Source organism: Paenibacillus glacialis (assembly GCF_001637205.1).
Lineage (GTDB): Bacteria > Bacillota > Bacilli > Paenibacillales > Paenibacillaceae > Paenibacillus_AQ > Paenibacillus_AQ glacialis.
This window is the reverse complement of the sequence record NZ_LVJH01000053.1, coordinates 1-739: the sequence shown is the minus strand read 5'-3', so window position 1 is coordinate 739 and position 739 is coordinate 1. Positions and strand designations below refer to the sequence as shown.

The 739-nt window shown below is 36.4% G+C and carries 1 protein-coding gene; it reads left to right on the top strand.

Going from position 1 to position 739, the window contains the following annotated elements; translation table 11 throughout:
* The first annotated feature begins 44 nt into the window (after positions 1-44).
* Entirely contained in the window at positions 45-557 is a 513-nt protein-coding gene (locus PGLA_RS20785; protein ID WP_068536557.1) for a GNAT family N-acetyltransferase, read from the top strand.
* Positions 558-739 lie beyond the last annotated feature (182 nt).

Sequence of the window (739 nt, the reverse complement as noted above, 5' to 3'; positions counted from 1 at the left end):
ACGTTAGATGAAATACGATGCAGAATAGATTAGGAGTGGCGTCGATGAAGGAATTAAATGAAACAATTTTAATTGATGTGTACCCAGCAACTATTGAAGAAAGTCATAAAGTACTCGAGCTTTGGAAGGAATCTGCTAGATGGATTCAATCTAAAGGGATAAATCAATGGAATCCAGATCATTTCAATATTGAACAAGTGCATGAATGTTTCAATAATGGTTCAGAAATATTTTTGGCAAGATTAAATGAAGAGGTTGTTGGAACTTTATTTGTTTGTTGGTCAGATCCAATTATATGGGAAGAACTTGATGATAATGCATCTGGATATATTCATAGATTTGCAGTGAGTAGAAATCATTTAGGTTTAGGGATAGGAAAAAAATTATTAATTTGGTCAGAAAACTATATAAGGAATAAAGGAAAAAAACGAATACGACTGGATTGTATGGCTGAAAACAATAGTTTAAATCAATATTACTTGGAAAGCGGATATAAACATATAAAATTATTGCAATGGCACAATGGGTGGAAGATAAATTTATATGAGAAGAATTAATTTGAGGGTAACACAGATGTACTTCATCTAACATTGTTTTCCCACTGCGGATCGCAAGCGATCCTTGGTCTGCAGAGGGATTTCGAGGAAGTAAATTCAGCAGACACACCTGCACCACCTAACCGCGTCGCGGCCGTCCTTCGGACTTAAGGTGGTGAGGCGTCGGGAACACCCAACCGTTA